Source organism: Granulicatella sp. 572.rep1_STHE (genome assembly GCF_001073445.1).
Taxonomy (GTDB): domain Bacteria; phylum Bacillota; class Bacilli; order Lactobacillales; family Aerococcaceae; genus Granulicatella; species Granulicatella adiacens.
Window position 1 is genome coordinate 1 of the sequence record NZ_JVBO01000029.1, and the last position, 24,801, is coordinate 24,801.

At 37.5% G+C, this 24,801-nt stretch carries 28 protein-coding genes and 7 tRNA genes; 34 read left to right on the top strand and 1 reads right to left on the bottom strand.

The genetic code is table 11. From position 1 onward, the window contains the following. Positions 1-86: 86 nt before the first annotated feature. From ADH99_RS06445 to ADH99_RS10730, 8 genes are all read left to right on the top strand, one after another. Positions 87-159 (top strand) — tRNA-Phe (locus ADH99_RS06445). A gap of 3 nt (positions 160-162) precedes the next feature. Further along, positions 163-243, top strand: a tRNA-Tyr gene (locus tag ADH99_RS06450). Between the two features lie 28 nt (positions 244-271). After that, positions 272-342, top strand: a tRNA-Trp gene (locus ADH99_RS06455). A 16-nt stretch (positions 343-358) separates the two neighbouring features. Further along, positions 359-431, top strand: a tRNA-His gene (locus ADH99_RS06460). Between the two features lie 5 nt (positions 432-436). Beyond that, positions 437-508 (top strand) — tRNA-Gln (locus tag ADH99_RS06465). 17 nt (positions 509-525) lie between these two features. Further along, positions 526-596, top strand: a tRNA-Cys gene (locus ADH99_RS06470). Between the two features lie 9 nt (positions 597-605). Next, positions 606-689 (top strand) — tRNA-Leu (locus ADH99_RS06475). 319 nt (positions 690-1,008) lie between these two features. Then, positions 1,009-1,413, top strand: coding sequence for a type II CAAX prenyl endopeptidase Rce1 family protein (locus ADH99_RS10730; protein ID WP_414651680.1), 405 nt, complete (start codon positions 1,009-1,011; stop codon positions 1,411-1,413). Between the two features lie 73 nt (positions 1,414-1,486). Here ADH99_RS10730 and ADH99_RS06480 read toward each other — a convergent pair whose 3' ends face one another. Beyond that, positions 1,487-1,960: an HXXEE domain-containing protein gene (locus ADH99_RS06480; protein WP_049555050.1), complete on the bottom strand. Its 474-nt coding sequence runs from the start codon at positions 1,958-1,960 to the stop codon at positions 1,487-1,489. Positions 1,961-2,154: 194 nt separating this feature from the next. On the opposite strand from ADH99_RS06480, the gene ADH99_RS06485 reads away from it, so the two are divergent. The 26 genes from ADH99_RS06485 (at position 2,155) to ftsA (ending at position 24,800) form a co-directional block, all read left to right on the top strand. Next, positions 2,155-3,390, top strand: coding sequence for a glycosyltransferase family 4 protein (locus ADH99_RS06485; protein ID WP_049555049.1), 1,236 nt, complete (start codon positions 2,155-2,157; stop codon positions 3,388-3,390). After that, on the top strand, positions 3,371-4,258 hold the full coding sequence (locus tag ADH99_RS06490) for an NAD(P)-dependent oxidoreductase (RefSeq protein WP_152903687.1): 888 nt from the start codon (positions 3,371-3,373) through the stop codon (positions 4,256-4,258). Before ADH99_RS06485 ends, ADH99_RS06490 begins: the two co-directional genes overlap by 20 nt. 89 nt (positions 4,259-4,347) lie before the next feature. Next, complete coding sequence (locus ADH99_RS06495) at positions 4,348-4,578, top strand: YkuJ family protein (RefSeq protein WP_005606007.1); 231 nt, start codon at positions 4,348-4,350, stop codon at positions 4,576-4,578. A gap of 76 nt (positions 4,579-4,654) precedes the next feature. Next, complete coding sequence (locus ADH99_RS06500) at positions 4,655-5,863, top strand: homoserine dehydrogenase (protein ID WP_049555047.1); 1,209 nt, start codon at positions 4,655-4,657, stop codon at positions 5,861-5,863. Next, positions 5,863-6,759 (top strand): homoserine kinase, encoded by an 897-nt coding sequence (thrB, locus tag ADH99_RS06505; protein ID WP_049555046.1) that lies wholly within the window; start codon positions 5,863-5,865, stop codon positions 6,757-6,759. The genes ADH99_RS06500 and thrB overlap by 1 nt, the downstream gene beginning before the upstream one ends. Before the next feature lie 10 nt (positions 6,760-6,769). Continuing rightward, the gene (locus ADH99_RS06510; RefSeq protein ID WP_049555045.1) at positions 6,770-7,288 is read left to right on the top strand and encodes a YqeG family HAD IIIA-type phosphatase; all 519 of its coding nucleotides are present in this window, start codon (positions 6,770-6,772) and stop codon (positions 7,286-7,288) included. A 2-nt stretch (positions 7,289-7,290) separates the two neighbouring features. Further along, positions 7,291-8,400, top strand: coding sequence for a ribosome biogenesis GTPase YqeH (yqeH, locus tag ADH99_RS06515; protein WP_371327441.1), 1,110 nt, complete (start codon positions 7,291-7,293; stop codon positions 8,398-8,400). A 16-nt stretch (positions 8,401-8,416) separates the two neighbouring features. Next, positions 8,417-8,743 (top strand): ribosome assembly RNA-binding protein YhbY, encoded by a 327-nt coding sequence (gene yhbY, locus ADH99_RS06520; RefSeq protein WP_005605998.1) that lies wholly within the window; start codon positions 8,417-8,419, stop codon positions 8,741-8,743. 3 nt (positions 8,744-8,746) lie between these two features. Further along, positions 8,747-9,385, top strand: coding sequence for a nicotinate-nucleotide adenylyltransferase (locus tag ADH99_RS06525; protein WP_005605997.1), 639 nt, complete (start codon positions 8,747-8,749; stop codon positions 9,383-9,385). Next, positions 9,382-9,987, top strand: coding sequence for a bis(5'-nucleosyl)-tetraphosphatase (symmetrical) YqeK (gene yqeK / locus ADH99_RS06530; RefSeq protein WP_049555044.1), 606 nt, complete (start codon positions 9,382-9,384; stop codon positions 9,985-9,987). Before ADH99_RS06525 ends, yqeK begins: the two co-directional genes overlap by 4 nt. A 1-nt stretch (position 9,988) precedes the next feature. Continuing rightward, on the top strand, positions 9,989-10,345 hold the full coding sequence (gene rsfS, locus ADH99_RS06535) for a ribosome silencing factor (RefSeq protein ID WP_005605994.1): 357 nt from the start codon (positions 9,989-9,991) through the stop codon (positions 10,343-10,345). Next, positions 10,345-11,085, top strand: a complete 741-nt coding sequence (locus ADH99_RS06540; RefSeq protein WP_049555043.1) for a class I SAM-dependent DNA methyltransferase — start codon at positions 10,345-10,347, stop codon at positions 11,083-11,085. The genes rsfS and ADH99_RS06540 overlap by 1 nt, the downstream gene beginning before the upstream one ends. A 9-nt stretch (positions 11,086-11,094) precedes the next feature. Beyond that, positions 11,095-12,279, top strand: coding sequence for a nucleotidyltransferase (locus ADH99_RS06545; RefSeq protein WP_049555042.1), 1,185 nt, complete (start codon positions 11,095-11,097; stop codon positions 12,277-12,279). A gap of 91 nt (positions 12,280-12,370) precedes the next feature. Next, positions 12,371-12,925 carry a YceD family protein gene (locus tag ADH99_RS06550; protein ID WP_039848829.1) on the top strand — a complete coding sequence of 185 codons (555 nt, stop codon included), beginning with the start codon at positions 12,371-12,373 and terminating at the stop codon, positions 12,923-12,925. 41 nt (positions 12,926-12,966) lie between these two features. Continuing rightward, positions 12,967-13,146, top strand: coding sequence for a 50S ribosomal protein L32 (gene rpmF, locus ADH99_RS06555; RefSeq protein WP_049555041.1), 180 nt, complete (start codon positions 12,967-12,969; stop codon positions 13,144-13,146). A gap of 161 nt (positions 13,147-13,307) precedes the next feature. Further along, positions 13,308-13,661 (top strand): hypothetical protein, encoded by a 354-nt coding sequence (locus ADH99_RS06560; RefSeq protein WP_049555040.1) that lies wholly within the window; start codon positions 13,308-13,310, stop codon positions 13,659-13,661. Positions 13,662-13,841: 180 nt separating this feature from the next. Next, the gene (gene mraZ, locus ADH99_RS06565) at positions 13,842-14,273 is read left to right on the top strand and encodes a division/cell wall cluster transcriptional repressor MraZ (RefSeq protein ID WP_039848828.1); all 432 of its coding nucleotides are present in this window, start codon (positions 13,842-13,844) and stop codon (positions 14,271-14,273) included. 14 nt (positions 14,274-14,287) lie between these two features. Further along, the gene (gene rsmH / locus ADH99_RS06570; protein ID WP_049555039.1) at positions 14,288-15,232 is read left to right on the top strand and encodes a 16S rRNA (cytosine(1402)-N(4))-methyltransferase RsmH; all 945 of its coding nucleotides are present in this window, start codon (positions 14,288-14,290) and stop codon (positions 15,230-15,232) included. A gap of 21 nt (positions 15,233-15,253) precedes the next feature. Then, entirely contained in the window at positions 15,254-15,625 is a 372-nt protein-coding gene (gene ftsL, locus ADH99_RS06575; protein ID WP_005605986.1) for a cell division protein FtsL, read from the top strand. Beyond that, on the top strand, positions 15,622-17,409 hold the full coding sequence (locus ADH99_RS06580) for a peptidoglycan D,D-transpeptidase FtsI family protein (protein ID WP_049555038.1): 1,788 nt from the start codon (positions 15,622-15,624) through the stop codon (positions 17,407-17,409). Before ftsL ends, ADH99_RS06580 begins: the two co-directional genes overlap by 4 nt. Positions 17,410-17,425: 16 nt before the next feature. Beyond that, positions 17,426-18,919 carry a UDP-N-acetylmuramoyl-L-alanyl-D-glutamate--2,6-diaminopimelate ligase gene (locus ADH99_RS06585; RefSeq protein ID WP_049555037.1) on the top strand — a complete coding sequence of 498 codons (1,494 nt, stop codon included), beginning with the start codon at positions 17,426-17,428 and terminating at the stop codon, positions 18,917-18,919. A gap of 20 nt (positions 18,920-18,939) precedes the next feature. Then, complete coding sequence (gene mraY / locus ADH99_RS06590; protein WP_049555036.1) at positions 18,940-19,896, top strand: phospho-N-acetylmuramoyl-pentapeptide-transferase; 957 nt, start codon at positions 18,940-18,942, stop codon at positions 19,894-19,896. Between the two features lie 90 nt (positions 19,897-19,986). Beyond that, on the top strand, positions 19,987-21,345 hold the full coding sequence (gene murD / locus ADH99_RS06595; RefSeq protein ID WP_005605978.1) for a UDP-N-acetylmuramoyl-L-alanine--D-glutamate ligase: 1,359 nt from the start codon (positions 19,987-19,989) through the stop codon (positions 21,343-21,345). A 17-nt stretch (positions 21,346-21,362) separates the two neighbouring features. Beyond that, positions 21,363-22,466 carry an undecaprenyldiphospho-muramoylpentapeptide beta-N-acetylglucosaminyltransferase gene (gene murG / locus ADH99_RS06600; RefSeq protein WP_005605976.1) on the top strand — a complete coding sequence of 368 codons (1,104 nt, stop codon included), beginning with the start codon at positions 21,363-21,365 and terminating at the stop codon, positions 22,464-22,466. Positions 22,467-22,484: 18 nt separating this feature from the next. Next, positions 22,485-23,342 (top strand): cell division protein FtsQ/DivIB, encoded by an 858-nt coding sequence (locus ADH99_RS06605; protein ID WP_005605974.1) that lies wholly within the window; start codon positions 22,485-22,487, stop codon positions 23,340-23,342. A gap of 129 nt (positions 23,343-23,471) precedes the next feature. Beyond that, positions 23,472-24,800: a cell division protein FtsA gene (gene ftsA, locus ADH99_RS06610; protein WP_005605973.1), complete on the top strand. Its 1,329-nt coding sequence runs from the start codon at positions 23,472-23,474 to the stop codon at positions 24,798-24,800. The last annotated feature ends 1 nt before the right edge of the window (position 24,801 follow it).

Sequence of the window (24,801 nt, forward strand, 5' to 3'; positions counted from 1 at the left end):
TGTAGGGGTTAACATGCCTGCCTGTCACGCAGGAGATCGCGGGTTCGATTCCCGTCGGGACCGTTAGATGAATATAATATTCGCTAGGCTCGGTAGCTCAGTTGGTAGAGCACTTGATTGAAGCTCAAGGTGTCGGCAGTTCGATTCTGTCCCGAGCCATATGGAGGGGTAGCGAAGTGGCTAAACGCGGCGGACTGTAAATCCGCTCCTTCGGGTTCGGCAGTTCGAATCTGCCCCCCTCCATTTTTTGGAGTTGAATTTCAAACTATTTAGGGGTATAGTTTAAAGGTAGAACAGCGGTCTCCAAAACCGTTAGTGTGGGTTCGATTCCTGCTACCCCTGTTACTTTAATATTATGGCGACCGTGGCGAAGTGGTTAACGCATCGGTTTGTGGCACCGACATTCGGGGGTTCGATTCCCCTCGGTCGCCTATCTTGGGGTATAGCCAAGCGGTAAGGCAACGGACTTTGACTCCGTCATTCGTTGGTTCGAATCCAGCTACCCCAGTTTTTTTATAGTTTGATGGCGGTATAGCCAAGTGGTAAGGCAGAGGTCTGCAAAACCTTCATCACCGGTTCAAATCCGGTTACCGCCTTCCTGATATGCCGGCGTGGCGGAATTGGCAGACGCGCTGGACTCAAAATCCAGTGCCCGCGAGGGCGTGCCGGTTCGACCCCGGCCGCCGGTATATGTGTAAAGACAAGGTTTTTAAAACCTTGTCTTTTTTTGTTTTAATGATGAGTATAACCATTTAAATTCATTTTGTATAGTGGCATAAGTTGATGTGAAGTCTGCTTTGTTTTACTATTGAATCAGATATTCTAATTTTGAGAAGGGCAGTTTACCAGTTCTATGTTCGAAACAACATACTATACATTTATTTCGTTACTTCTTTATTTTATAATCCTTTTTTCTCGCAAGTGCTATATTCTGTTTTGAAAAGAAAGAAGACTTCATTAGAACTTTTAAAGATTATAAGAAATCTTTTTAAAACAATTATTTTCATAGTGCTACTAATATATGCACATATTTTGAATGAATTGTCTTTATCAGTAAACTTTGTATCTCTTTTCTTTTTCGGGCCGTGTACTATTTTATTTATCTTTTTATTTACTAAAAAGGATAATAGTCATTATCCTTTACATACAAAAGTTTCAGCGATTCTTCTATCACCTATTATTGAAGAAGTGATTTGTAGAGAAATTGCTTATAATTCTGATTATGTTTTGGTTTCTTATATACTGGGAACGATGATCTTTATCTTTTTCCTTTTTGCTTTTGACTTTAAGAGCATCATTTATTTTCTATGTATGTCGAGTTTACTTTTCCTTTTAAGGGAACAATCTGGTTCAGTTCTAAATTCTATTCTTCTTCATATGATGATGAATCTAACCATTATTTATAGAAAATAATTTTATTAGAATTTTTTGATTTACGAAACACGAAAGCCCAATGAAAAAGTATCGTTGGGCTTTTTAGACTGTACTATTTTTTATAAAAGGCATTTAGTAATTTAAAACAGAGGGCTAGATTGAGAAGAATAATGAGTAGTGTGAGGATAGAAGAAAAGTATAGGTATAAAGAGCTTTGTACTAGTTGATGAATCCATATTGAACAACATAATCCTGTTACGATTCCACTCAAAAGACCAGGTACATATCTTTTTAGATAAAGACTTTGAAATACATGGATTACAATGTGATAGTTATATGCGATGATGATTGTTTGATAAATTGTAAAATCACCCACATAAAAACTATAGGCTAGAAAAGCTAAAAGAATTAGAAATTCCTCGAAGACGATTAGGTTAAACTTAAAAGGAGAATAGAGTTCCTTGAAATTTTTAAATTTCGAATTATCAACCAGAGAGGACATAAATGAGGGCATAAGAAGAATCTCTTCCATTTCGTGAATCATAAATAAGCTAGGAAAAAGTAAATAGAACGTGATTGAATCCATAATGTGAACCTTCTTTATTAAAAGTTTGTTTTATGTTGAATATTATACCAAGAAATGGAAACTGCGATGAAATATTGACATTTTCTTGTGCTTAAAATGGTTAATTTATAAGCTATTAGTGACACTATTGTTTGTATCGTTTATAATAGAAGAGATAGTAGAAATATTTATATTTCAAATTTAAGGAGGTAAGTATGCGAGTCGGTATATTTACAGATACGTACTTTCCACAATTGAGTGGGGTTGCTACTTCAATTCGAGTACTAAAAGAAGATTTAGAAAGACAAGGACATAAGGTCATTATTTTTACAACTACTGATCCAAAAGTGACTGAGCCAGAAGAAAATATTGTACGATTAGGTAGTGTTCCTTTTTTTGCGTTCAAGGATCGTCGAGTTGCGATTCAAGGGCTGGGGAAGGCTTATCGAATTGCGAAAGAAAATGAATTGGATATCATTCATACACAAACTGAATTTAGCCTTGGATTAGCAGGCAAACTAATTGCTGCTATGTTGAAGATTCCAACGATTCATACGTACCATACAATGTATGAAAAATATTTACACTACATTGCAAAAGGCAAAGTGCTACGTCCAAGTCATGTGGCGTATATCTCTAAAGCGTTTTGTAATCAAACAAGTGGAGTAGTTGCTCCTAGTCAAATGACAAAAGATAAGCTACTTGAATATGGAGTGCTTCAGGAAGTTCGAGTGATTCCAACTGGAGTCGTTGTTCCTCCGCAAGAACCAGATATAGCGAAAACTTTAAGAAGTGAGCTAGGGTATTCGGATGATGAAGTGGTATTACTATCACTCAGTCGTTTGTCTCAAGAGAAGAATATCGCTGCAGTGATTGCTGCGTTACCAGCTATCGTAGCAAGTAAGCCAAATGTACGCTTATGTATTGCTGGTGGCGGACCTGAAAGAGAGAAGCTCGAAGCGCAAGTGGCAGAACTTGGCATGAACGATTTTGTTCAATTTGTGGGCGAAATCAAAAATGAAATGGTCTATAAGTATTATCAAATGGCAGATCTTTACGTGAATGCTTCTGAATCAGAAAGTCAAGGATTAACCTACCTAGAGGCACTTGTTAACCGCGTTCCGGTAATCGCTAAGAAGAATGATTACTTAAGCGGCCTGATTACAGCAGATGCTTTAGGAATGTTATTTGAAACAGACGCAGATATTGCCAACTGTGTCTTAGGTTATATTGAAAATCAACTAGGAAACGAAGCGGAAGTATCAGTATTACAAGACCAATTATTATCGGAAATTTCTTCTGAAACATTTGGAGAAAGAATTGTAGATTTCTACGAAGCTGCGATTAACGGCTATCAATGGAATCAAGAACATTCGCATAACATTATGAATCTGATGAAATTTTTACGTTTATCAACAAGTGAGTTAAAGGATGAAGAAAATGAAAATTAATACAGTAGGCTTTGTGGGCACTGGCGTGATGGGGAAATCCATGATTCGCCATTTGCTAAAAAAATATAATGTTGTAGTGTATAACCGTACAAAAGAAAGAGCATTAGACCTTCTTGAAGAAGGAGCGATTTGGGCGGATACACCTACTGGAGTTGCTAATCAATCGGATGTGGTTTTAACAATTGTAGGCTATCCAAAAGATGTAGAAGAAGTGTACTTCGGTGAACAAGGAATCTTCAAGTCTACGAAAGAACATCTTGTTGTAGTAGATCTTACAACAAGTACCCCAACTCTTGCTAAACGCATCGCAGAAGAAGCTACTAGTCGTTCGTGGGAGGCTCTAGACGCACCTGTTTCAGGTGGAGATCTTGGTGCAAAAAACGGAACTCTTTCTACAATGGTTGGTGGGACAGAGGAAACATTAGAAAAAGTATATCCAGTATTGGATTGCTTCTCTAAGACGATTACGTTGCAAGGAACTGCAGGTGCTGGGCAACATACAAAAATGGCTAATCAAATTATGATTGCAGGAACGATGACAGGTTTAACAGAGATGCTCGTTTATGCAAAAGCTTCTGGCCTTGATTTGGATAAGGTATTACAAACAGTTGGTGCAGGAAGTGCGGCCAACTGGTCACTCTCAAATTATGGACCTCGCATTTTAAAAGAAGATTATTCTCCAGGATTCTTTGCAAAACATTTCCTTAAAGATTTAGGAATTGCACTTGATGAAGCAGAGAGAATGCGTCTATTTTTACCAGCAACTTTACAAGCGAAGAAACTATACGAAACGCTCTGTGACGATGGTTTTGCAGATGATGGTACCCAAGCTTTAATCAAATTATATTGGAATTTACCAACTGAATAAAATTCTCTTAAAAGAATGGTTATTCTTACTATCAAAGATGGGTTTTATGGTAGAATAATGGAAGAAAGTTTGAAAGGGGTAGTAATTATATGAAACCTTCACAATTGGTGGCAATTGTTCAACGTCTGCAAACAATGGCAGCACAAGATTCTGAGATTGAGGTGCGTCGTTTTGAAAAGGATGGCGTTGAGAAAGCTATCGTTACTTTTAATCATGAAGCAAATAGTTTTGAATTAGAAGACGTAGAAACAAATCAAACATTCCAATTTGATGATATTGATTTAGTGACAATTGAAATCTTTGAAATGTTACAAGATTAAAAATTAACTGTGAGTAAAGCCACGGCGCAGAGTGTCTGTGCTGTGGCTTTTCAATATAAAAGGTAAGGATGAACAAATGAAAATTGCGTTATTAGGATTTGGCACTGTTGGTAGCGGTGTTTATAATATTTTGAAAACAAATGTAGCAAAATTACAGAGAGTGCTTCCAGAAGAAATCGAGATTAAGACGGCTTTAGTTCGTGAACCAGAGTTGATGCAACAAACAGATGTTGTATTTACAAACAATATTAACGATATCACTAAGGACCCAGAAATCGAATTAGTAGTTGAAGTGATGGGCGGAATCACAACCGCATATGATTATGTGAAAGCCTGCTTATTAGCGAAAAAATCAGTTGTAACAGCCAATAAAAATCTAATTGCTGTTCATGGAGTTGAATTGACAACACTTGCTAAGTTAGAAGATGTGTACTTGTATTATGAAGCAAGTGTTGGCGGTGGAATTCCAGCTCTTCGTCCGATGGTGCAACATTTTGAAACAAATGAAGTGAAATCCATCGTTGGTATCGTTAATGGGACAACAAACTTTATTTTAAGCTCAATGGAAAAAGAAGGGCTCAGCTACGAAGCAGCACTGAAGATTGCTCAAGAAAAAGGCTTTGCTGAAGCGGATCCAACAAGCGACGTGGAAGGGCATGATGCAGCATATAAATTAATGATTTTAACTCGTTTAGCATTTGGCGTGAACGTCACTTTTGATGAAGTAGCTAAAACAGGAATTTCTGGAGTCACAACTTCTCATATGAAGATGGCTTCTGAGAATGGGTATGCAATCAAACTTCTAGCAAAAGCTCTTAGCGATGGCGAAAAAGTTTCGCTTGAAGTCGCACCAACTTTTGTACCAGCAAATCATTTACTAGCCCAAGTTCATTATGAAAACAATGCGATTTCTGTAACAGGAAATGCAGTGGATGAAGTTTTATTCTACGGAAAAGGAGCAGGCTCACTTCCAACAGCAACAAGTGTCTTAGCAGACGTCGTTGAAGTACTTCGTCGCAAAGGTAACGGTAGTGCGGTGGAAACTTTTGGCCGTGTAGAAAGCCCACTTGTGGAATTCAGTCCTGAAGCGGCGACAAGTTCTTATTTCGTATATGGAAAAGGAAACTTGGAAGAAGCTCCGTTTAATGGAGAAATTGTATCAAACAGCCAAGGTGAATTCGGAGTTAGCTATACAGCTTTAACAGCTAGTGAGTTAGCTAAAGTGAAAGAAGCCTTTGCTCATCTAAATGAAGTCGCTATTTATCCAATCTTGGAGGAAGCATAATGGCATTAACAATTAAAGTTCCAGCAACTACAGCCAATATCGGACTAGGATTCGATTCACTTGGGATTGCAGTGAATTTATATTTAACACTTCACGTAGGAGAACCTTCTAGCGAATGGGTGATTTCGCATCCGTTTGGAGAAGAGATTCCGACAAATGAAGAAAACTTAATTATTGAGACTGCTTTAAAAGTTTGCCCAACATTAGCACCGCATAAACTCGTATGCGAAAGTGAGATTCCTTTAACAAGAGGACTTGGAAGTAGTTCGAGCGCGATTGTTGCCGGAATCGAATTAGCCAATGTATTAGGCAACTTACAGTTAACCAACGACGAAAAAGTCAAATGGGCAACCCTTTTTGAAGGACATCCTGACAATGTCGCCCCGGCAATCTTAGGAGGCGTCGTTGTCGCTACTTATGATACTCACACGCAAGAAGTGTTGACGGTTCACAAGAATGTAGAAGCACCGATTGCAATGGTCGCTGTCATTCCAAACGTTCAATTATCAACGAAGAAGAGCCGTGGCGTACTGCCAAGTTCGCTTGCATACGGCGAAGCGGTCGAAGCAAGTAGCCGTAGTAATGTCTTAGTAGCTGGATTAATGGTGGAAGATTGGAAAGTCATTTCATCAATTGTTGAAAAAGATTTATTCCATGAAACATATCGTTCAACGCTTGTTCCTTGGATGGAAGAGGTTCGTACGATTACCAAAAATGAAGGACTTGAGACATGCGGGACTTACTTAAGTGGAGCAGGTCCAACGGTGATGACATTCGTTCATAAAAAAGATGTAGATCGTTTTGTACAAACATTAGAAAAGTATTTAGAAACAACGCTAAAGGATTGCGCGATTCGTGTGCTTGAAATTGATGCGCAGGGCGTTTACGTAAAGTAGAAGGAGAACTATGGCACTATTCAAACCAACGTGGTTTAAAAAGACCTTTCAAGAGATTACCGTTACTTTCTTACAAGAGAATGGAATTGAAGTTGTCTTAACGGATTTAGATAATACGCTAATTGGCTGGGATGAAAAAGAAATTGATGAAAACTTACTTGCCTGGGTACGTTCATTAAAGGAAGCAGGCATCAAGATTGTTCTTGTATCGAATAATAATGAACATCGTATCAAAGATGCTGCTGAAAAGTTGGATGTCCCATATGTGTATCCTGGCTTGAAACCATTGCACAAGGGGTTCAAAGCGGCACAACAATTACTGGAGTTTGATAAATCAAAAACAGTCATGGTTGGCGACCAATTATTGACAGATATTCTAGGGGCGAATACATTTGGAGTTAGAACCATTATCGTAAAACCTAGAAAAGAGAGCGATGCTTGGAAAACAAAAATCAATCGTTTCTTTGAAAAAGGAATTTTTGTAGTGACACAAGGCGTGTCTTATCATAAGAAATGGGAGGAGGATTAATCATGGAACAGTATGTATGTATTGGATGTGGAGCAACAATCCAAACGGAAGACCCAAAAGGAACGGGCTACACACCGCAAAGTGCATTAAATAAAATGCTGGAAAGTGAAGGCCCTCTCTATTGCCAACGTTGTTTTAGACTTCGTAATTATAATGAGTTGCAACCGGCATCTTTAACAGACGATGATTTCTTGAAGATGTTAAGTAGTATCGCCGATGAAGATGCGCTTGTCGTATTTGTGGTTGACTTATTTGATTTATATGGAAGTATGATTTCAGGCTTAAAACGTTTCGTGGGGGATAACCCAATTTTATTTGTAGCCAACAAAGTAGATTTATATCCAAAATCAGTCAACCGTAATCGCCTTAAAGCATGGATTGAACGTCATGCAAAAGAGTACGGTATTAAACCGGTCGATACACTTCTTGTGAGTGGTCATAAACGGATTCAAATTGATGAGTTACTTGAGAAGATTAACGAGTACCGAAAAGGGAAAGATGCATATGTCGTAGGGGTCACAAACGTAGGAAAATCAACACTCATTAATAAGTTGATTCAAAGTATTGGTGAAACAGGCGAAGTGATTACAACATCTCAATATCCAGGAACAACGCTTGGACAAATTGATATTCCATTTGATGAACATTCTTCATTAGTGGATACACCGGGGATTATTCACCGTCATCAAATTACTCACTACTTAGCGGAAAAAGAAATGAAGAAAGTATTACCGCAAAAAGAGTTACAACCAAAGACATTCCAATTAAATAGCGAGCAAACAATTTTTATCGGTGGGTTGATTCGTGTCGATTACGAACAAGGAGAACGGAATTCATTTACCTTCTACACACCGCAAACAATTGACTTACATCGCACGAAGTTGGAGAAGGCGACTGAGTTTTATGCAAAACATGCAGGAACACTTCTAACGCCGCCAACAGGGGACAATATGAAGTTGTATCCAAAACTAGTGAAGAAGACATTTACGATTAAAGAGAAAACGGATTTAGTGATTGCAGGTCTTGGCTGGGTAACGATTCAAAAACCAGGTACAGTATCTGTATGGAGCCCTAAAGAAGTCGACGTGATTCAACGTCAATCTATTATTTAGAGAAAGGAGAGCTTTCATGGAATTAAAAGGGAAAGAAAGACAGTTCTTCAAAAAAGAAGCACATTCGTTGAAGCCAATTTTCCAAATCGGGAAAGGCGGACTTAGCGAAGAGATGATTCATCAAATTCAAAACGCTGTTGAGAAACGCGAATTGATTAAAGTGACTTTATTGCAAAACACATTAGAGGAGCCCCAAGAAGCTGCCGAAACAATTGCAGAAGCGACAGGGAGTACCATCATTCAAGTGATTGGCCATACGATTGTGTTATATAAAGAAGCTCGAAATCCTAAACATAGAGATCTTTCAGTACGATTTGCAGAATTCAAAAAAAGAGGTCGATAGACGATGGTTGCTGAACTCAATATTTTTTCTGAGACATTAAACAAAACTGAAAAATTCGGTGAAGAAATGCCGGTAGAACGCGTAGGGCTTATCGGAGGTAGTTTCAATCCGCCACATATTGCACATTTAATTATGGCTGAACAAGCGCGTGTGCAATTGGGCTTAGACAAGGTTTACTTTTTACCAAGTCATATTCCGCCACATGTGGATGAGAAAAAGACCATTGATGCGAGTACCCGTGTCGAGATGACACGTTTGGCGATTCAAGATAATATTTATTTTGATATCGAGACGATTGAACTCGAGCGTAATGAGAAGAGTTATACGTATGACACGATTCAACTCTTAAAGAGACAAAATCCGAATACGGAATATTACTTTATCATCGGTGGAGACATGGTAGATTACTTACCAACGTGGCACCGTGTGGATGAATTAGTTCATGAGGTCCAATTTGTCGGAGTTGAACGTCCGGGTTATGAAAAAGAAACGCCATATCCAGTCCTATGGATTACCGCACCGAAGATGGATATTAGTTCGACACAAATCCGCAAAAATGTTCTATTCCAACAAAGCATTAAATATTTGGTGCCAGAATTAGTGGAAGCCTACATTGCAGAAAAGGGGTTGTATTTAGAATGAGCGAAGTAAAGAGCTTTGAACCTTATACAACAATGACAAGAGAAGAGTTGTTGTCTCATGTTCAGTCAAATATGAGCGACAAGAGATATCAACACTGCCTGCGTGTCGAACGAAAAATATTGGAATTAGCAAAGCTTTACGGCGTCGATGAGAAGGCTGCTTCTTTTGTGGGATTAGCGCATGATTATGCAAAAGAAATCCCAGTTGAAGAGCAGCAAGCTCTTGCCAAAGAAATCGGTCTTCCTGAAATATTTCACCATGAAGGTACAGAAATCTTGCATGGACCAATTGGTGCCTATTTGATTGCTAACCTTTGTGAGATAAAAGACCAAAATCTGTTAGATGCCATTCGTGAGCACACAATTGGAGGACTGCAAATGAGTCTTCTTTCTAAGTGTCTCTTTGTGGCAGACGCAATCGAAGATGGAAGAGATTATCCAGGGGTCGATACTGCTCGTGAAATTGCAGAAAAAAATATCGATGATGCGGTCTTTTATTTATTGAAGCACACATTGGAATTTTTATTGGAAAAAGAAGTGCCTATTTTTTCAAAAACAATAGAAGTTTATAATCATTATTTGAAACAAAGAAAAGGAGAATAGAATGGAACATACCAGTAAAAAATTATTACAAGTTGTCTTAGATGCTTGTGAAGACAAGTTAGCACAAGAAGTGGTTGCACTAGATGTAGCCAGTCTTACACCTGTTGCAGAGTACTTTGTAATTACACACGGTAAAAACGAAAAACAAGTACAAGCGATTGTCGATGCGGTTGAAGAAGCGGTTGAAAAAGAAGGCTTCGAAGTAAGAAGTATCGAAGGTAAAGATGGTGGCAAATGGATTTTAATGGACTTAAATGATGTCATTGTCCATGTGTTCTATTATGCAGATCGCGAATTCTATAATTTAGAAAAATTATGGAGCGATGCACCAATCGTGAATATTGTGAGTGAAAACTAATGAACTATCAAAAATTTGCTCATGTATATGACCAAGTGATGGATCAACAACTCTACGATGAATGGACGGACTATGCGGTTCGTTCTTTTTCGCATAGTGCCAAAAGACCCGTTTGTAAAGTGATGGAACTTGCTTGTGGGACTGGTGAAGTATCCATGCGACTTGACGATAAAGGATTCGAAGTTATTGGCGTTGATTTATCCAAGAATATGTTAGAGATTGCTAAAAAGAAAGCACAAGGTAGACCTATCAGATGGCTTCAAGCGGATATGCGAGTATTGGAAGATGTACCGACAACCGATGCAGTAACGCTGTTTTCAGATTCACTCTGTTATTTAACAGATTTTGAAGATGTCGTTTCGGTATTTGAAGCGGTGTACGACCATTTAGAAGAGGGTGGAATTTTCCTCTTCGATGTTCATTCACTGTATCAAATGCAAGAAAATTTCCCTGGATACCAATATCATTTTGTGGAAGATGATTTTGCATTTCTCTGGCAAAGCTATGAATTAGACGAGCCCGGCAGTGTAGAACATGTCATTGATATGTATATTAAACAAGAAGATGGCAACCTATATGAGCATTTTCAAGAAGTGCATGAAGAACAAACTTTCCCAATTGAAATGGTTGAAGCCGCACTAGAGACGGTCGGTTTTACCGATATTAAGGTGACGGCTGACTTTGGAAGAAGCGAAGTCCAAGAAACGAGTCCGCGTTGGTTCTTCCAAGCGGTGAAATGAGGCTTGCGTATGAAGATATGTGGAGTAATCGCAGAATTTAATCCATTTCATCAAGGCCATGCTTATCTGTTAGAACAGGCACGGAAAAAAACGAGTGCGGATGTTATTGTTGTCGTGATGAGCGGTAATTGGGTGCAACGTGGTGAACCTGCGATCGAACAAAAATGGAGTCGCGCAAGAGTCGCGCTACAAAATGGAGCAGACGTCGTGATTGAGATGCCAACTGCAGTGAGCTGTCAGTCAACAGATCGTTTTGCAAAGGGCGCAGTTGAAATCTTACAAAAAGTAGGTTGTCACTATTTAGCATTTGGATGTGAAAATGGGGATAAGGCGTTTTTTGAAGAGGCGGTATCTCAGCGAAATGCTGTTGAAAAAGAAATCAGCAGTTTTGTCGAACAGAATCGTTCACTAACGTTTGCAAGCCAATTAACACAACTTGCTGTGAAAGAGTTTGGAAAAAAGAGTGCATTAGCCCAAGCGTTGCAGTCTCCAAACCAACAGTTAGGATTAGCATATGCTGTTTATAATTTTGAGGCAGAAATTCCAATGCAGCTGGTTCCTATTACACGAGTAGGAAGCGGACATTTGGATGATACGTTAGAAGAGGCAACTTTTGCTAGTGGAACAGCCTTACGAAAAGCTCTGAAAGAGAATCGCCAGGAGAAAGTGTTGGTTGAACAACTATCCTATGTATGTTTCGATAAAGAAGAGTACAAAAACGATTGGAGTTCTTATTGGCCACTCTTGAAGAGTATCGTCTTAAGAAGTACTGACGAAGAACTACGTGCCATTTATCAAATGGAAGAAGGAATCGAGAATCGCTTGAAGGAAGCTGTTCGAACAACTTCGACTATTGAGGAGTGTCTCCAACATCTCAAAAACAAACGGTGGAGCTGGGCAAGGTTGCAACGACTCCTTGTTTATGTTTTACTTGGAATAACCAAAATAGAAATGGAAGACTATTGGAATACACCGATTCATCAAGGTAAAGTTCTGGGGTTTACATTAAAGGGCCAAAAGTGGTTGAAGAATATGAGAGAAGTAGAGTCGTTCAATTTAATAACTAATTACGCAGCCTATAAAGATGAACGACAAGAAAGTTGGGATTTATTGTATGATTTTTGGAATCCATCCAAGCAAATTTCTGCTACGGTCTTTAAGCCGATTCAAGTGAATAAGGAGATAGGATTTTAATCTCTGTATTTTCAAGCTTGTAAAGTAAAAAGCTTTGACAAACTTTCAATAAACTAGTATAATTCAGTATGTTGCTTTAGGGGTGAAAATTGTGAAAATATCAGTTAAACAACTTCAGGATTCTCAAGGGACTCCAACTTACTTTGATACAGAAATTAATGTGGAAGAGGCTTTAAAACAACGAGATGATTCCATTCTTGCTGTTTCACCAGCATACATCAAAGGATTTCTTGTTTATCAAAGCCAATCAGTTGTAGCGCAATTTACTTGCGATGTTGATATCACACTTCCTTCATCCAGGTCTTTAGAGCCAGTGGTAGTTCCACTCCACATAGATATTGTGGAAAGATACATTCCGTCCCATCTCTCGGTTGATGAGAAAGAGCTAACAGAAATTGTGATGCCTCTTGATGGTGATTGGGTTGACCTTGAACCCGCTGTGGAAGATCATATTTTACTTTCAATTCCTTTACAAGTCTTATCGCAAGAGGAATTGAGTGAAGATAAAATGCCTTCAGGAAATGATTGGGAGGTTGTGACGCAAGAAGCTCTTGAAGAGCGACGCAAACAACAAAAAGAACAATCGGTTGATCCAAGGCTAGCGTCTTTACAGTCTTTCTTCGAAAAGGATGAGACTGAGAAGTAAAAAGCATTATGTAAAGAAGATTGATTAGGAGGTGTACAAAAATGGCAGTACCAAAACGTAAAACATCAAAAGCGAGAAAAGCAAAACGTCGTACTCACTTCAAATTAGAAGTTCCAGGATTGAGCGCATGCCCATCATGTGGAACATTAAGAAAGAGCCATCACGTTTGTCCTGAGTGTGGTTCATACGACGGAAAAGAAGTTGTTTCTAAAGAAGCATAATCATAAACGTTACAAAACCTTAGACAGTTGTCTAAGGTTTTTTCTTTTTATAGTTAAGAAGCAAGATTTATCAAAAATTATCTGTATCATTTTTGATAAATTTAAAAATACTATGAGTTTTAAGAAATCTATTGTAAACTAATAGTGATGGAGGTGAGTCAATGTTATTTTTTGAAGTCGTACTATGGTTAGTATTTATTATAAGTTTCGTGGGTTTCACGGTCGTTTTTGGAAATCGAATCTTCTATAATGAGACTCGCTTCATAACTATTCGTGAAATTATGACACCAATGCTGTTGTTGGTATTACATACCACTAGTGTAAATGCCTATGGTTATTCTTGGTTTAGTTATGCTACATTAGGTTTTGCTCTTATTGGGTTAGCATTATTATATTTCAAATTAAAAAGAGGGAAACTAGTTCTTAGACCTTTCCTCCACCAATTATTTTCCATTTCGTTTTTATTTTTTGGATTGCTTGTCTTATTAGTACAAGTGGGAAGATTCTTTAAATAATTGCATAAAATCAATAGTTCTAAGCTCTTTACGCGGAAAGTGTAAAGAGCTTTTTTGTGCATTAAAACATCCTATATGGGGAGAAAAAACTTTTTTTAAACTTTTTTAGTAAAAAAGTGGTGAAAAGTGGTGGATTGTGGTAAACTATGGTTACTATATTATTGGAATGGAGGAGTCTGCATGTTAATCGGTGAATATCAACATACAATTGATGCAAAAGGACGTATGATCGTGCCTGCTAAATTTCGTGAAGATTTAGGGTTCACCTTTATCGTGACACGTGGACTTGATGGCTGTTTATACGGTTATCCTCTGGAACAATGGGAGCTCATCCAAAATAAATTAAGAGACTTACCACAGTCTAAAAAAGATGCACGTGCCTTTACGCGCTTTATGAACTCTGCAGCGATTGAAGTAGAATTTGACAAGCAAGGTCGTGTGAATATCTCACAAACGTTACGTGCGTATGCGGGATTAGAAAAGAATTGCCGTGTTATCGGAAACAATGATCGTATTGAGATTTGGAATGAAGAACGTTGGCAAGAATATATTGCTGAAACAGAAGAGAATTTTGAAGAATTGGCCGAAAATATGATTGATTTTGGCTTTTAGAAAGGGAAGGGACCATGTTTAAACATATCACTGTATTGCTACATGAAACGGTAGATGCATTATCCATTAAGCCAGACGGAATCTACGTAGACTGTACACTGGGTGGTGCGGGACATAGTCAATACTTACTTAGCCAATTAACAACAGGGCATCTTTATTGCTTTGATCAGGATATGCAAGCCATTCAACATGCAAAGGCTCGTCTTGCTAAAGAAGTTTCTGAAGGAAAAGTAACTTTTATTCACGCGAACTTCCGTCAATTACAGAAAGAACTTGGGAAACTAGGTGTTACTAAAGTAGACGGAATTTTATACGATTTAGGAGTGTCTTCACCACAACTTGATCAGATTGAAAGAGGATTTAGTTATCATCAAAATGCAAAGCTCGATATGCGAATGGACCAAAGTGCTCCGTTAACGGCAGAAGAGATTGTAAATGAATGGAGCTATGATGAATTAGTTCGTATCTTCTATCGTTATGGAGAAGAAAAGTTCTCGAAACAAATTGCTCGTAACATTGAACGTATTCGTGCTCAACACAGAATTGAGACAACTGGAGAATTAGTGGATATCATTCGCGATAGTATTCCAGCTGCTGCAAGAAGAAAAGGTGGACATCCTGCAAAAAGAATTTTCCAAGCGATTCGTATTGCCGTGAATGATGAATTAGCAGCGATAGAAGATTCCTTGGAGCAAGCCTTCGAAGTAGTTTCAGTTGGCGGAAGAATTAGCGTTATCTCTTTCCACTCATTGGAAGACCGAATCGTGAAAACGATGTTTAAACAACAAAGTACAGTCGAAAAAACGCCAAAAAATTTACCAATCTTACCTACGGAAGAAGAAAAAGCTCCGTTTCAATTGGTGAATAAAAAACCAATTTTACCAAGTTTAGAAGAAATAACAGAAAACTCTCGTTCGCAAAGTGCGAAGTTAAGAGTCATTGAGAAAATTAAAGGATAATTTAGAAAGAAGGGATTACTAGTGGCATTAGCAGAAAAATATGTAGACACGTTGAATGTGAGCGTACCTAAGCAAACGCCTCTAGTTCGTAAGGGGCAAGAGGTTACTTCAATTCCTGAAGAAAAACAAAAAGCAAACTTAATGCAAGTTTTAATTCTTTCAGGAGTGGTTTTAGCGTTCTTAGCAACAATGACAATTGTCGCTAGCATGATTGTTGCTAATAAAAATAGACAATTACAGGACATTGAATCACAAACAACACTTATTCAACGTGAAAATAATACTTTACTTCAATCAACACAAGAATTGTCTCAATACGACCGTGTCAATCGTATCGCAAATGAACAAGGCTTGAAGATGAATGAAGATAATGTTAGGAATGTTGGACGATGAAAAAAACGAATAACAATAACATTGCGAGAAATAGGCGTCGAGCGAGCTTTATTTTATTGGGACTCGCTAGTGTCTTATTTCTCATTTTTTCTGTACGTTTCTTTAGAATTATGGTTTTAGGGAATATTCATAATGTAGATTTACGAGCAGAAATTAATGATAAAATTCATCAAAAAAGGACTTTAGCGGCTAAACGTGGAACCATCTATGATGCCAGTGGAAGTCCTATTGCGGTAGATGCAACGAATTATTCTATTTATGCAGTCTTGACCGATCAATGGAGTAAAAATGCAGAAACCCCAGATTATGTAACGGATATTAATAAAACAGCCGAGGCGTTGTCGAAACATATTTCTCTTTCTAAAGAGGAGATTGTAAAGATTTTAAGTCAGAAGGATGTTTCTCAAGTCGAATTTGGAAATGCTGGAAAAAATCTTTCGGTTCAAGTGAAAGATAAGATTGAAGCGGAGAAGCTTCCCGGAATTAAGTTTTCAGAGAGTCCAGCAAGATATTATCCAAATGGGATTTTTGCTTCTCATTTAATCGGATATACGGATTCTGTTGAGGAAACAGTTGACCACAAGACGACTATTTCTTTAGTTGGAAAGACTGGATTAGAAGGCCTTTATAATGAACAACTAACCGGAACGGCAGGAGAAGTAGAATATACGGTTGATGGGAATGGCTATGTGATTTCAGATACTGAGAAAGTAACGAAACAACCAAAAGACGGAAAAGATATTACTTTAACATTGGATAAGAGACTTCAAACTTACCTAGAATCTTTAGTCAGCGCGGCAGATAAGCAGTATCAACCTGTTCAGATGACTGCAATGCTAGTGGATCCAAAAAGTGGAAATATTGTAGCGGCTACACAACGCCCAACTTATAACTCTACGACGAAAGAGGGAATTGATGTTCAGTGGAACAACCTTCTAACAGACCAAGCTTATGAGCCTGGATCAACCATGAAAGTTTTAGCTTTAGCTGCAGCAATTAATGAAGGAGTCTTTGATCCAAATGAAAGATATCAATCAGGAAGTGTAAAGATTTATACGGACTTAGTTAGGGATTATAATAAAGTAGGGTGGGGAAATATCACTTATTTAGAAGGTTTAGCCCATTCTAGTAACGTTGCCTTTGTTCATGTTATTCAAAAGATAGGTGTCGAAAAATGGAAACAATATTTAGAAGCATTTGGATTTAGTAAATCTACTAATTCAGGATTTGCAAATGAAATATCTGGTTCAAATCCATTTAATTCCTACTTACAACAATTATCTACTGGTTTTGGACAAGGGATTACGGTTACGGTGTATCAAATGATGCAAGCTTTTACTGCGATTGCTAATGGTGGACAAATGCAAAAATTACGTTTAGTGGATCATTTTACAGACCCTAATACTGATAAAGAAACACCAAATCCAGTAAACTCATTAGGAAAAGTCATTTCACCAGAGGCGGCTAAAAAAACACTCGAATATTTATATCAAGCAACTCGAATGAAAAATGGGACGGCTTATGAATTTAATATTGACGGAGAAGAAATAGCAGCTAAGACAGGGACTGCTGAATTTATTAATCCAGAGACAGGTAAATACTATTCAAATGGAAATAACTATATTTTTTCTGTAGTTGGATTTGCTCCTTATAATGATCCAAAATATATTTTATATGTTACAGTTAAACAACCTCGGGTGGCTGTAACTGTAAATACAATTCTTAAAGAAATTTTCAATCCATTAATGAAGAGAAGTTTAGAATATTCAAGACTCTCTGAGTAAAAGAAGGAGGAAGAACATGTTTGCGAAAGAACTAGCGGATTTATTAGTCATTAAACGAGTGGAAGGCTCTTTAGATAATATCGTTGTAGATAAATTAGCTCAAGATTCGCGTAAAGTTGTGCCCAATACAATGTTTTTCTGTATCGAAGGTGTAACAGTAGACGGTCATCTTTTTGCGGGGAAGGCAAAGGAGTTAGGAGCTAATGTATTTGTTGCTTCCAAACCGATTAAAGAACAAGTTGGGGATTCCCCTGTGATTTATGTAAAAGATGTGACTCGAGTAATGACGCTTTTTGCGAATCATTTCTATGGTTATCCTTCAGAGAATTTAAATATGATTGGGGTTACAGGAACAAATGGAAAAACGACTGTAACCCATATGGTAGACTATTTATTAGAAGAATTAGGAAAGCCAACTGCATTGATTGGAACGATGTATCGTAAAATTGGTGAGGAACGTATTGAAACAAGAAATACAACACCAGAAATATTAACCGTGCATGAAACATTGCAAAAGGTTAAGGAAATTGGTGGAGATACCTGTATTATGGAAGTTTCTTCTCATGCTCTTCAATTGGGGCGTGTGTGGGGGATTGACTATAATGTGGCAGTGTTTACAAACCTTACGCATGAACATTTAGATTTGCATAAAACAATGGAAAATTATGCGCATGCTAAGAGCTTACTATTCTCACAATTAGGAAATCATTCTAAAAACGAGAAGCCACGGGTAGCTATCCTAAATCGTGACCAGGAATATTTTGAGCAATTTGCATATTCTACATCAGCGGAAATTATTTCCTATGGCTTTACTGAAGAAGCAGATATTCGAGCTACTGAAATTGAGAGCAATGGAGCGATGACAACTTTTGTAGTAACCGTGAATGGTGAAAAACTTCCAGTAATGATTCCAATGATTGGATTATTTAATGTTTACAATGTGTTGGCGGCGTTCGGAGTAGCGATGGTTAATGGAATTCCTTTACGAAAGGCGATTGAAAAAATTGCCAAGTTCCCTGGTGTAGGTGGACGAATGCAATTAATCCAAAAAGGCCAGCCATTCCAAGTCATTATTGACTTCGCTCACACCCCAGATGGGTTAGAAAATGTGTTGTCAACGCTCGAAGAAGTAAAAATAAATCGTGTAATCACAATTATGGGACATAGTGGAGGAAATCGGGATTCAAGTATGAGGCCAGAACTTGGAGAGATTGCTTTTGAAAAATCGGATTATGTGATTTTAACGGCAGACAATCCAAGACAAGAGTCTTTAGAAAAAATTTACTCTGAAATCGTATCAGGTAGAAAAAACGAAAATACTCCATATGAATGTGTAGATGATAGAAAACAAGCAATAGAACGAGCCCTAGAACTCGCACAAGAAGGAGATATCTTGTTATTTGCGGGTAAAGGTGTTGAACCTTACCAAGTGATTGGCGAAGAATATATTCCTTACAATGAAGTTGAGACGGTGGTTCAAGCGCTTGAAAAATTAGGGTACAAGAACTAGGGTAGAAAAAGGAGAGTATTATGATTGAAATCATTTTAGCAGTCGGGTTATCGTTTCTAGCAACGGTAATTGCCGAACCACATTTTATTCAATTTATGAAAATGAAACAGTTAGGACAAACGACTTTAGATGAAGGGCCATCTTGGCATAAAGCTAAAAGCGGAACACCAACGATGGGTGGACTAGTTTTTCTTTGTATGATTAGTTTATCTAGTTTAATTATGGGGGCAGTTTTTGGTCATTTCAATTTTGTTTTATTAAGTGGAGTTATCGGCTTTGCTTTCTTTGGTTCTATCGGATTTCTTGACGATTATATTAAAGTGTTTAAGAAACAAAATGAAGGATTAAAGAGTCACGAAAAATTTGCTCTTCAATTATTGGGAGCTGCAATTTTTGTGGCACTGTATCTTTTAAGTGGAAACCAACCTCTTATTTACCTTCCGTTGTTTGGAGAAGTAAATAGTATTATTGTTTTTGCGTTATTCACAATTATTTGGATTGCAGGTTTTTCAAATGCAGTGAATTTAACAGATGGTTTAGATGGATTAGCCACTTCAACAAATATTATTGCATATGCAACTTACGGAATTATCGCAACTCATGCAGGTCAAAATTCAATTGCTGTATTTTGTTTCTGTGTAGTAGGGGGATTAGCAGGCTTCTTATTATTCAACTGGAAACCGGCGAAAGTATTCATGGGTGATGTCGGTTCATTAGCTCTTGGAGCAGGACTTGCAATTATTTCCATTATGCTTCATAAAGAATGGACCTTACTTCTTGTTGGAATCATTTTCGTTTTTGAAACTCTTAGCGTTATCCTGCAAGTAGGGTCATTTAAACTAACAGGAAAACGAATTTTTAAAATGAGTCCTATTCATCACCATTTTGAAATGAGTGGATGGAAAGAAGTGAAAATCGTTTCAGTCTTTAGTGCTGTCGGTTTCGTTGCGGGGCTAATTGTTGCAATTATTTTCTAAGAGAATTAACATATTTTAACGGAGAGCTGGCCATTTTTGTCCAGCCTTTCTCCATATACATATTAAAAAGAGAAAATTGGAGGAATCATTGTGCGGAATACACATGCATTTGAAAATAAAAAAGTACTAGTCATTGGACTTGCTAAAAGTGGAGTGAATGTAGCGAAATTGCTATACCATTTAGGAGCAGATGTGACGGTGAACGACCGAACACCACTTGAAGAAAGTGTTGACGCACAAGGGTTAGTTGCTGAAGGGGTTAAAGTGGTTTCTGGGGGGCATCCACTAGAGTTACTTGATGGAGACGTGGATTTCGTTGTTAAAAACCCAGGGATTCCTTATTCAAATCCTTTAGTAGCCAAAGCTGTTGATAAAGGGTTACCAGTTTATACTGAAATTGAAATTGCACAACGTGTCATGGAAGGAACCGTTCTTGGGATTACAGGTTCTAATGGAAAAACCACGACAACTACATTAACAAACTTAATGCTACATGAATCCTTCCCTGAAAGAAGAACTTTTGCTTGCGGAAATATCGGAGTCCCTTTATCGCAACTGGCAGAAGATTCAAAAGAAACAGATATTTATGTCACTGAATTATCAAGTTTTCAATTAATGGGAATTGAAGCGTTTCGACCTAAAGTAGCGTGTATCGTGAATATCTTTAGTGCGCATTTGGACTATCATGGATCTCGCGAAGAGTATGTAAAAGCGAAATTACAAATCACTAAAAATCAAACAGAAGAGGATTTCCTTGTTTACAATGCGGATTTCCCAGAATTATATGAGTTTATTAAAGGCCATACAAAAGCAACCTTAGTACCTTTCAGCCGCAAATCGGTCTTGGAACACGGCGCTTATACGGATGAAACTTCGATTTACTTTAATGGGGAAGCCGTAATGCCAATTGAAGCCATTCAAGTACCTGGCGTTCAAAATGTGGAAAACGTGTTGGCCGCAGTCGCGATTTGCAAATTACAAGGAGCAACCAATGAAGGAATCGAAAAAGCAGTTCGTTCATTCCATGGAGTAAAACACCGTACACAATATGTGAAAACCATTGAAGGTCGTAAATTCTACAACGATTCAAAAGCAACAAATATCATTGCGACACAAACAGCCTTAAGAAGTTTTACAAATCAATCTGTTGTATTGATTGCTGGTGGACTAGATCGTGGGAATGGTTTTGAAGAATTAGAATCATCACTTGGAAATGTCCGTGAAATGGTCGTTTACGGAGAAACAAAAGAGAAGTTGAAAGCGACTGCTGAAAAATTATCGATTCCAGTAACTGTAGTAGAAACATTAGAAGAAGCTGTGCCAAAAGCGTATGCAGCTAGTCGTGAGGGAGAAATTGTATTGCTTTCACCTGCATGCGCAAGTTGGGATCAATTCGCTAACTTTGAAGTTCGCGGTGATTGTTTCATTGAAGCAGTAGAGAAACTGTAATATATAGGAGAAAAAAGATGAGAGTATTAGTTTCAGGAGGAGGAACGGGTGGACATATTTATCCAGCACTTTCCTTAATGAATTATTTGAAAGAACAGGACCCTTCAACAGAGTTTCTTTATGTAGGGACTGAACGCGGATTAGAAAGTACCATCGTTCCAAAAGCGGGATATGATTTTAAAACGATTAAGATTCAAGGAATCGTTCGTTCATTATCGTTAGAAAACTTTAAGACATTATGGTATTTCTGTACAAGCTATTTTAAAGCAAAAGAAATCGTAAAAGAGTTCAAACCAGATATTGTAATTGGTACTGGAGGATATGTATGCGCGCCAGTATTATACGCAGCAGCAAACATGGGAATTCCAACGATTATTCATGAGCAAAACAGTTTAGCAGGAATCACCAATAAATTCTTAGCAAGAAAAGTGTCTAAGATTGCAATTTGCTTCGATGCGGTTCGTAAAGATTTTGCAAAATACGAAGATAAAGTTGTCATGACAGGAAATCCTCGTGGACAAGAGCTAGCAAATGCTGTTCGTGATGATGCTTATCTAGATTTACTTGGAATCAAAAAAGAAAAACCGATTGTATTAATCTTTGGGGGAAGCCGAGGCTCATTACGAATGAACGAATCATTCTTAGAAGCTTTAGAGGAATTAGAAGCAAAAGATTATCAAGTGGTCATGGTGACCGGGCAAGTGCATTATGACAAAATCAACAATCATATTACAAGTTTGAAAAAACCATTGCAAAATGTCACAGTTTTACCATATATTAATAATATGGTGCAAATGTTCCAAAACACAGATTTAGTAGTTTGTCGTAGTGGAGCAACAACATTGATTGAATTAACAGCTCTAGGATTACCAAGCGTTTTAATTCCAAGTCCGTATGTGACTGAAAATCACCAAGAAGCCAATGCAATGTCATTAGTAGAAAAAGATGCAGCGACTATGATTTTAGAGAAAGATTTAAATGGACAAAGTTTAGTTGCAGAAATTGATCGTATAATGGAAGATGAACCAAAACGTCTACAAATGGCCAGCAATTCCAAAGCTTTGGGTATTACCGATGCTTCAACGAGACTTGAAACAATTATTCATTCTCTAGTGAAATAAAGATAGAAGGAGGAGAATATGTTTAATCGAAAGACACCAAAAAAAGCTCCTCCGCGTGAATTAACACCTTGGGAGTTAGCGCAGCAAAACTCACCTACTTCTAGAGTAGAAGAGACAGTTCCAAAAGAGGATGTACGACCTCCAAAAAGAGAACCCAAACCTAAAAAGAAAAAGCCTGAATCAAAAGGAATTACGAATGCAACACTGTTAAAAGGAATTTTTATTGTGTGTTTAGCTTGGAGTATTTATTTTATTTCTCCACTATCAAAAGTTTCTGAGATTGAGGTAGTAGGATTAAGCCAAGTTCCTGCTGAACTAGTTCAAGAGAAAGATGGAATTGTCAAAGGGCAAAGTATTTGGACGATTTTAGCCAATCGTACACGTACCGCAACACTTTTAAAAGCTGCCAGTCCAAAAATTAAAGATGCTTCTATTGAATTAGTAGCATGGAATAAAATACGTTTGAATATTGAAGAAAATCCTGCTATTGGTTATTTTAAAACGGAAGAGAAAACATTTGAACTTCTTGCTGATGGTCAAACAATCGAAGTGGAAGCAACTCTTTCTACAGAAGAATATCCAGAATTAGTAGATTTTACTGAAGAAACTCAATATAAAACTCTAGCGAAACAATTAGAAAAAGTTTCTAGTAGTATTATTCGAGAGATAAAAGAAATTCAATATCCAAACGATATTAAAAATCACCAAAAAATTTATTTGAAGATGAAAGATGGAAATCGAGTCATCGGAAATTTGAAGGATATTGGGGATAAATTAGTGTATTATCCATCAATTGCAAAACAGTTGAATGGTAAAAAGGGAACCGTTGATATGGAAGTGGGAATATACTTTACACCGGATACAACGATTCGATAAAAAAGTCTTAAAACTCGCTCATATGTTTTTTGTAGTGAACGTAATTGTGTTAAAATATAAGGAGTATCACTAACAAAATTAACATTAAAAAATGAATTATGAATAATCGTATAGGAGGTTTCAATAAACGTGAAAAATCAGGGAATTTATGTGAGTTTAGATATTGGAACCACTTCAATAAAAGTTGTAGTAGCTGAGTATGTCAGAGGACAATTAAATATTATTGGAGTCGGCAATGAAAAATCAGAAGGATTGAGCCGTGGAGTCATCGTAGATATTGATGAAACAGTTGAATCCATTCGAAAAGCAGTACGACAAGCAGAACAAAAATCAAATATTCAAATCAAGGACGTTATCGTTGGAATTCCAAGTAATCAAATTTCAATCGAACCTTGTCATGGAATGATTGCTGTATCAAGTGAAAATAGAGAAATTACAGATGTGGATGTATATAATGTGATTTCCGCTGCAAAAGTTCGTTCAGTTGCACCTGAACGCGAAATTATTTCTGTTATTCCAGAAGAGTTCATCGTGGATGGATTTGACGGGATTAAAGATCCTCGTGGAATGATTGGCGTTCGCTTAGAATTATTTGCGAGCATGATTACAGGACCTAAGACGATTGTTCATAATATTAAACGTTGTATTGACAAAGCCGGATTAAATATTGAAGAAATGGTGATTCAACCATTAGCGATTAGTCAAGTAGCATTAACTCCAGGTGAAAGAGAATTTGGAACAATTTTAATTGACATGGGTGGTGGACAAACTAGTGCTTCTGTTATGCATGACAATCAGTTGAAATTTTCATTTGTGGATCAAGAGGGTGGAGATTTCGTATCAAAAGACATCTCAATCATCTTGAATGCAAGCTTTGAAAATGCTGAACGCATTAAACGTGAATATGGATATGCAATCTCATCAGAAACGAGTGCAGATGAATTTTTCCCAGTTGAAACGATTGGAAAGAAAGATCCAATAAAAGTAGATGAACATTACTTATCAGAAATTATTGAAGCTCGTGTCGTTCAAACTTTTGAAACGGTAAAACGTGCTCTAGACCAAGTGGAAGCATTAAAACTTCCAGGAGGAATCGTGTTAACGGGTGGAGCTTCTTCACTTGCAGGAGTTCAAGAGTTAGCACAAGAAATTTTTGGAGTACAAGTGAAAACTTATATTCCTGAGCAAATGGGAATGAGAAATCCTATTTATGCAACTAGTATGGGGTTAATTCAATATGCTGCAAGCTTAGATGATGTTCACCGTATCGCACAAAAAGGGAAACCTGGTGTAGAACAACGTCCAGTACAAAGCACTCCAAAAAGTGCACCTGTACAAGTTCAACCAACAGCTCCAGTTCAACAACCACAAGATGTTGAACAAGAAGCAAGTGGTGAAGAACAAGGGTTTGGAGCAAAAGTGAAGAACTTCTTTAAAATGTTTATTGACGAAAATTAAG